The sequence below is a fragment of the Actinomadura sp. genome, from assembly GCF_044508335.1.
GTDB lineage: Bacteria > Actinomycetota > Actinomycetes > Streptosporangiales > Streptosporangiaceae > Spirillospora.
Window position 1 is genome coordinate 24,799 of record NZ_JBIQHY010000087.1, and the last position, 6,610, is coordinate 31,408.

General features: G+C 71.4%; 6 protein-coding genes and 1 pseudogene. 4 read left to right on the forward strand and 3 right to left on the reverse strand.

Annotation, left to right across the window (positions count from 1 at the left end; genetic code table 11):
* Positions 1–114: 114 nt before the first annotated feature.
* From ACIWVC_RS24910 to ACIWVC_RS24925, 4 genes are all read left to right on the forward strand, one after another.
* On the forward strand, positions 115–804 hold the full coding sequence (locus ACIWVC_RS24910) for a succinate dehydrogenase cytochrome b subunit (RefSeq protein WP_396446605.1): 690 nt from the start codon (positions 115–117) through the stop codon (positions 802–804).
* 2 nt (positions 805–806) lie between these two features.
* Positions 807–2,744 carry a fumarate reductase/succinate dehydrogenase flavoprotein subunit gene (locus tag ACIWVC_RS24915; RefSeq protein ID WP_396446624.1) on the forward strand — a complete coding sequence of 646 codons (1,938 nt, stop codon included), beginning with the start codon at positions 807–809 and terminating at the stop codon, positions 2,742–2,744.
* 20 nt (positions 2,745–2,764) lie between these two features.
* Positions 2,765–3,517 carry a succinate dehydrogenase/fumarate reductase iron-sulfur subunit gene (locus tag ACIWVC_RS24920; RefSeq protein WP_396446604.1) on the forward strand — a complete coding sequence of 251 codons (753 nt, stop codon included), beginning with the start codon at positions 2,765–2,767 and terminating at the stop codon, positions 3,515–3,517.
* A 71-nt stretch (positions 3,518–3,588) separates the two neighbouring features.
* Positions 3,589–4,332 carry an arginase family protein gene (locus ACIWVC_RS24925; protein ID WP_396446603.1) on the forward strand — a complete coding sequence of 248 codons (744 nt, stop codon included), beginning with the start codon at positions 3,589–3,591 and terminating at the stop codon, positions 4,330–4,332.
* Between the two features lie 60 nt (positions 4,333–4,392).
* On the opposite strand, the gene ACIWVC_RS24930 is transcribed toward ACIWVC_RS24925, so the two are convergent.
* The 3 genes and pseudogenes from ACIWVC_RS24930 to ACIWVC_RS24940 all read right to left on the reverse strand — a co-directional run.
* The gene (locus ACIWVC_RS24930; protein ID WP_396446602.1) at positions 4,393–5,361 is read right to left on the reverse strand and encodes a LysR family transcriptional regulator; all 969 of its coding nucleotides are present in this window, start codon (positions 5,359–5,361) and stop codon (positions 4,393–4,395) included.
* Positions 5,362–5,423: 62 nt separating this feature from the next.
* Positions 5,424–6,110, reverse strand: a complete 687-nt coding sequence (locus ACIWVC_RS24935; RefSeq protein ID WP_396446601.1) for a Crp/Fnr family transcriptional regulator — start codon at positions 6,108–6,110, stop codon at positions 5,424–5,426.
* A gap of 328 nt (positions 6,111–6,438) precedes the next feature.
* Positions 6,439–6,610: pseudogene (locus ACIWVC_RS24940) on the reverse strand (succinate dehydrogenase/fumarate reductase iron-sulfur subunit); the annotation flags it as partial.

The following is a 6,610-nucleotide window of genomic DNA, read 5'->3' on the forward strand; positions in this document are numbered from 1 at the left end:
ACGTTACGGAACGGACACAAGGTCGGCGCGGCGTGCGTTCATAGCCTGCGGCTATCGCCACGAGTGCGCTGATGACTTGGAACTATTCTCCAATCCGGACATACGGTGCAGGTCGTGGCTATAGCGATACCTGCGATCTACCGATCGACCGTCGGCAAGAAGGCCGTCATGGCGGTGACCGGCGGCGTCCTCGTGCTGTACCTGGTCGCGCACATGGTGGGCAACCTGAAGATCTTCATGGGCGCGGAGGACTTCAACCACTACGCGCACTGGCTCCGCACGATCGGTGAGCCCGCGGTACCGCACCGGGCCGTCCTGACCCTCATCGAGGTCGTGCTGGCCGTCTCGGTCGCCCTGCACATGTGGTCGGCGGTGTCGCTCGCCCGCCGCGCCTCGGCCGCGCGCCCGGTGAAGTACCGGTCGAGGAAGAAGTCGCACGCGCAGGGCTACGCGGCCCGCACGATGCGCTACGGCGGCGTCATCATCGCCGTCTACGTCATCTGGCACCTGCTGGACCTCACGTTCTTCGTCGTGAACCCCGAGGGCGCCGACGCCACCCCGTACGAGCGGATGGTCGCCGACTTCGACCCGTCCCGCTGGTACATCACCGTCTGGTACGTCGCCGCCGTCCTCCTCGTCGGCCTGCACCTCAACCACGGCATCTGGAGCGCGTTCCAGACGCTCGGCCTGCGCAGCCCGCGCAGCCACAACGCCCTGCGGGGCCTCGCCGCGACCACCGCCGCCCTGATCACGCTCGGCTTCGTCGCGGTCCCCGTCTCCATCACGTTCGGATGGGTGAGCTGACCATGACCGACAGCTTCTACAGGACCGGCGAGCCGATCGCCGACACCAAGGCGCCCAAGGGCCCCATCGAGGACCGCTGGACGACGCGCAAGTTCACCGCCAAGCAGGTCAACCCGGCCAACAAGCGCAAGAAGAAGATCATCATCATCGGCACCGGGCTGGCGGGCGGCTCCGCGGGCGCGACGCTCGGCGAGGCCGGCTACCACGTCATCCAGTTCTGCTTCCAGGACTCCCCGCGCCGCGCCCACTCGATCGCCGCGCAGGGCGGCATCAACGCCGCGAAGAACTACCGCAACGACGGCGACAGCGTGTACCGGCTGTTCTACGAGACGGTGAAGGGCGGCGACTTCCGCTCCCGCGAGTCGAACGTGTACCGGCTCGCCGACATCTCCCGGAACATCATCGACCAGTGCGTCGCGCAGGGCGTCCCGTTCGCCCGCGAGTACGGCGGCCTGCTCGACAACCGCTCGTTCGGCGGCACGCAGGTCTCCCGCACCTTCTACGCCCGCGGGCAGACGGGCCAGCAGCTGCTGCTCGGCGCCTACCAGGCGCTGATGCGGCAGGTGGACGCCGGCAACGTCGAGCTGTACCCGCGGCACGAGATGCTCGACCTGATCATGGAGGACGGGCGGGCGCGCGGCGTCGTCGTCCGCGATCTCATCAACGGCGAGATCAAGCACTACACGGCGGACGCGGTCGTGCTGGCGTCCGGCGGCTACGGCAACGTGTACTTCCTGTCCACGAACGCGATGGGCTCGAACGTCACCGCGTCCTGGCGCGCCCACCGGCACGGCGCCCTGTTCGCCAACCCCTGCTACACGCAGATCCACCCGACGTGCATCCCGGTCAGCGGCGACCACCAGTCCAAGCTGACGCTCATGTCGGAGTCGCTGCGCAACGACGGCCGGGTGTGGGTGCCGAAGAAGGCCGGCGACACGCGCAAGCCGTACGACATCCCCGAGGACGAGCGCGACTACTACCTGGAGCGCATCTACCCGTCCTTCGGCAACCTCGTGCCGCGCGACATCGCGTCCCGCGCGGCGAAGAACGTCTGCGACGAGGGACGCGGCGTCGGCCCCGGCGGGCTCGGCGTCTACCTCGACTTCGCCGACGCGATCGAGCGGCTCGGCCGCGACCAGGTCGAGGCCAAGTACGGCAACCTCTTCCAGATGTACGAGCGCATCACCGGCGAGAACCCGTACGAGACGCCGATGCGCATCTACCCCGCCGTCCACTACACGATGGGCGGCCTGTGGGTGGACTACGACCTGGAGTCCTCGATCCCGGGCCTGTTCGTGATCGGCGAGGCGAACTTCTCCGACCACGGCGCGAACCGGCTCGGCGCGTCCGCGCTGATGCAGGGCCTGGCGGACGGGTACTTCGTCCTCCCGAACACCATCGGCGACTACATCGCCCGCAACCAGCTCCCGCCGGTCGCCGAGACCGCGATCAGCGAGGCCGAGGAGCGGGTGCGCACCCGGATCGAGAAGCTGCTGTCGATCGACGGGGACCGCTCCGTCGACTCCTTCCACCGCGAGCTCGGCCACATCATGTGGGAGTACTGCGGGATGGAGCGCACCGAGGAGGGGCTCCGCAAGGCCCTGGAGCTGATCCCGGCGCTGCGCGAGGAGTTCTGGACGCGGGTCAAGGTGACCGGCAGGGGCGAGGAGCTGAACCAGCAGCTGGAGAAGGCCGGCCGCGTCGCCGACTTCTTCGAGCTGGCCGAGCTGATGGTCATCGACGCGCTGCACCGCACCGAGTCCTGCGGCGGCCACTTCCGGGCCGAGAGCCAGGACGAGGACGGCGAGGCCAAGCGGGACGACGAGAACTTCGGCTACGTCGCCGCCTGGGAGTGGGCCGGGGAGGGCGAGCAGCCCATCCTCCACAAGGAGGTCCTGGACTTCGAATACGTCAAGCCGACGCAGCGGTCGTACAAGTAGCAGAGGTCGTACACGTAATCATGAAGCTCACACTGCGCGTCTGGCGCCAGAGCGGCCCCCAGGACGAGGGCAGGATGGTCGAGTACAAGCTCGACGACATCTCCCCCGACGCCTCGTTCCTGGAGATGCTGGACGTCCTGAACGAGAAGCTCATCGCCGAGGGCGAGGAGCCGGTGGCGTTCGACCACGACTGCCGCGAGGGCATCTGCGGCATGTGCTCCCTCGTCATCAACGGCACGCCGCACGGGCCGGAGCGGGCCACCACCACCTGCCAGCTCCACATGCGCAAGTTCAGGGACGGCGAGGTCATCGACGTCGAGCCGTGGCGGGCCAAGGCGTTCCCGGTCGTGAAGGACCTGGTCGTCGACCGCTCGGCGTTCGACCGGGTGATCCAGGCCGGCGGCTACATCACCGCGCCGACCGGCACCGCGCCGGAGGCGCACTCGACCCCGGTGCCGAAGCCGGACGCCGACCGCGCGTTCGAGGCCGCCGAGTGCATCGGCTGCGGCGCCTGCGTCGCGGCCTGCCCGAACGGCTCGGCCGCGCTGTTCCTCGGCGCCAAGATCACCCACCTGGGGCTGATGCCGCAGGGCCAGCCGGAGCGCTGGGACCGCGTCGTGTCCATGCTGGAGGCGCACGACGAGGAGGGCTTCGGCGGCTGCACCAACACCGGCGAGTGCACCGCCGTCTGCCCGAAGGAGATCCCGCTCGACGTCATCGGCCGCCTCAACGGCGACTACCTGAAGGCGACCGCCGGCGGCAGGAAGCGCTGACGCGCGCCCGCACGGGCCCCCGATCCCGGCCCCGCCCGGAGTACCGGGCGGGGCCGTTCTAGGGTGAACGCATGATCACACTCGTGCCCTACCACCAGGACGAACGGCTGCCCGACTCGTCCTTCCCCCTGCCGGGCCCCGACGTGGTCCCGGTCACCCGCGACCTGCCCGAAGGCGGCGTGTGGGAGCGCGTCGCGGCCCTGTTCGAGCTCGTGTCCGCCGAGGTCGCCGACCAGGTCGCCGGCGGCACCCGCCCCACCGTGGTCTCCGGCGACTGCCTGACCTCGGAGGCCGTCCTCGCCGGTCTCCAGCGCGCCGGGGTGGACGCGGCCGTCGTCTGGTTCGACGCGCATGGCGACATCCACACCGTCGAGAGCTCGACCTCCGGCTACATCGGCGGGATGCCGCTGCGGCAGATCCTCGGCGCCGACACCGGACTGCTGGCGGACCCACTCGGCCTGCGCCCCCTGCCCGAGGACCGCGCCGTGCTGGTGGACGCCCGCGACCTGGACCCGGCCGAGGCCGAGTTCCTGGCGTCCTCGCGGGTGCGGCACTGCCCGGTGGACGACGTGGCCCTGCCGGACGGGCCGCTCCTCCTGCACATCGACGTGGACGTCATCGACAAGGAGGACCTGCCGGGCCTCAAGTTCCCGGTGGGCGGAGGCCCCTCCTACGACGCGGTGGTCGCGTCGGTGCGCCGCATCCTGGCGACCGGTCGCGTGGCCGCGCTCGACGTCGCCTGCCCCTGGCACCTGCCCGAGGGCGACGACGACGCCGTCCGGGCGCGCCTGCTGCGGGACCTGCTGACCGCCTGACCGCGCCTCCGGTTCCGGGGAGGCGACCGAAGAAACTGCGGGCCCGACGGACCGCGGGAGCTAGGCGTCGACGAGGTTCTCGACGCCGGCGGGGAGGGTGCCGGCCTCGCCGGCCTCCACGAGGAACGCCTGCAGGGTCTCCTGGAAGGCGCGCGCGGCGTGGGTGAGCTCGACGTCCTTGCGGTGGGCGAGGGCGACGGTGCGGAGGAGGCCGGGGCCGTGGCGGCCGCGGCGCGCCTCCTCGTCGGCCAGGACGAGCGGCGTTCCGCGCAGGCCGGGGCGTCCGGCGAGGACCATGCTGGGCACGACCGCGATCCCGAGGCCGACCTCCACGAAGCGGAGCACGGCGTCCATCTCGCCGCCCTCCACGGCGAACCTGGGCTCGAACCCGGCGGCCCGGCACGCGCTGATCGTCGCCTCGCGCAGGTCGTATCCGGGGCGGAACATCACCAGGGGGCGGTCCTGGAGATCCTCGATGCGCAGGTACGAGCGGCGCGGCAGCGACCGCTGCTCCGCGGGCGAGGCCACCACCAGGTACTCGCGCAGGATCGGGGTCGTGTCCAGGGGCGGGTCGCCCTGCAGCGGCAGGATGACCAGGGCCAGGTCGAGGGAGCCGCGCGTCAGCTCGCGGACGAGGTCGCGCGAGCCTCCCTCCTCGACGATGAGCTGGATGCCCGGATACCTGTCGTGGAAGCGGCGCAGGACGTCCGCCAGCAGGCCCGCGCACAGGGACGGGGTGGCGCCGAGGCGCACCCGGCCGCGTTTGAGGCCGGCGAGTTCCTGCACTTCGAGGCGGGCCGTGTCGACGTCCGCCAGGATGCGCTTGGCCAGGGGCAGCAGCGCCTCGCCGGCGGGCGTCAGGGTGATGTTGCCGCGCGCCCGCCGGAACAGGGAGACGTTCAGCTCGCTCTCCAGCGCGCGGATCTGCTTGGACAGCGACGGCTGCGCGACCCGCAGGAGCTCCGCGGCCTGCGTGAAGTGGCGCACCTCCGCGACCGCGACGAAGTAGGCGAGCTGCTGTAGCTGCATCCTGCACAGAGTACGGCCCGCCCGGCCGCGCGGGACGCTCCGGGGTCGCCGCGCTCGGCGGCCTACCGCGCGTGGCGGCGCAGGGCCTGCAGGTCGTGGACGATCAGCCGCCGCCGGCCCGTCTCGATCCAGCCGTGCCGGCGGAGCGTGCGCAGCGCCTTGCTGACCGCCTCGCGGGAGGCGCCGACCCAGCCGGCCAGCTCCTCCTGCGACAGGTTCAGCGTGATGCGGACGCTCTCCTCGCCGGTGCCCGTCCGGTGCGGCACCCCGAACCGCTCGGCCAGTTCGACGAGCCGCTGCGCGACCCGCCCGGTGGCGTCGAACATGCCGAACTCGACGCGCTTGCGGTCGGCGTCGCGCCAGCGCTGGCACAGCATCCGCATGATGATGATGGAGACGCGGCCGTGCGACTGCAGGAACGCCATGAACTCGTCCGCGCTGACCGCGAGCGCCCGCACCGGTTCGAGGGCCTGCACCGACGCCGACCGGGGCTGCCCGTCGATCGCGGCGACCTCGCCGAGCACCGCGCCGGGCCCGCGGACCGCCAGCAGCGCCTCGCCGCCCTGCTCGTGGTAGGAGAACGCCTTCACCCTGCCGCGCAGCAGTACCGCGACCCAGCCGGGCTCCTCCCCCTCGGTGAACAGCGTGTCCCCCCGCGCGAAGTCACGGACGCGGCCGCGTGATTCCAGGTCCGCGCGTTCCGCCGGGGTGAGGTCGGCAAGGAACGAACCCGGTTCGAGGGGGCTCATGAACTCCACGCTAAAGGGATTCCCCGCCGGCCGCCTCCCGGGAAAGAATCACGTTTCAATCTCGCGTTATGTGCACTATTCCCTACTCGCGCGGCCGCGCGTGCGCCAGGGTGGGTCGCGGCGTGCGCGACCGGACGGCCTTCCGGCGTCCGCGGTGTCCTCGGGGAACGGCGGGGGCGGCGGGCGGCGGTCCGGGGGCACGCCGCCCGCCGTGTTCCGGGGGCGCCGCATGCCAGAGCGCCGCCCCCGCAGCGGAAGCGGCGGAAACGCGAACGCCCCCCGTCGCGCGGGGCGGCGGGGGACGTTCGCGAGAACCGTCGGGGGGACGTCAGGCGGACGGGGTGTCCTGGCCCTTCTTCACGATGCCGAGCTTGCTGCCGAGCCACACCACCGGGTCGTACTTGCGGCCCACGACCCGCTCCTTCATCGGGATCAGGGCGTTGTCGGTGATCTTGATGTGCTCGGGGCAGACCTCGGTGCAGCACTTGGTGATGTTGCAG

What these genes read in the sequence shown, in the direction of transcription:
- ACIWVC_RS24935 (WP_396446601.1), bottom strand. Translation starts at nt 6,110, where the DNA reads ATGAGCCCCCTCGAACCGGGTTCGTTCCTTGCCGACCTCACCCCGGCG.
- ACIWVC_RS24925 (WP_396446603.1), top strand. Translation starts at nt 3,589, where the DNA reads ATGATCACACTCGTGCCCTACCACCAGGACGAACGGCTGCCCGACTCG.
- ACIWVC_RS24915 (WP_396446624.1), top strand. Translation starts at nt 807, where the DNA reads ATGACCGACAGCTTCTACAGGACCGGCGAGCCGATCGCCGACACCAAG.
- ACIWVC_RS24920 (WP_396446604.1), top strand. Translation starts at nt 2,765, where the DNA reads ATGAAGCTCACACTGCGCGTCTGGCGCCAGAGCGGCCCCCAGGACGAG.
- ACIWVC_RS24930 (WP_396446602.1), bottom strand. Translation starts at nt 5,361, where the DNA reads ATGCAGCTACAGCAGCTCGCCTACTTCGTCGCGGTCGCGGAGGTGCGC.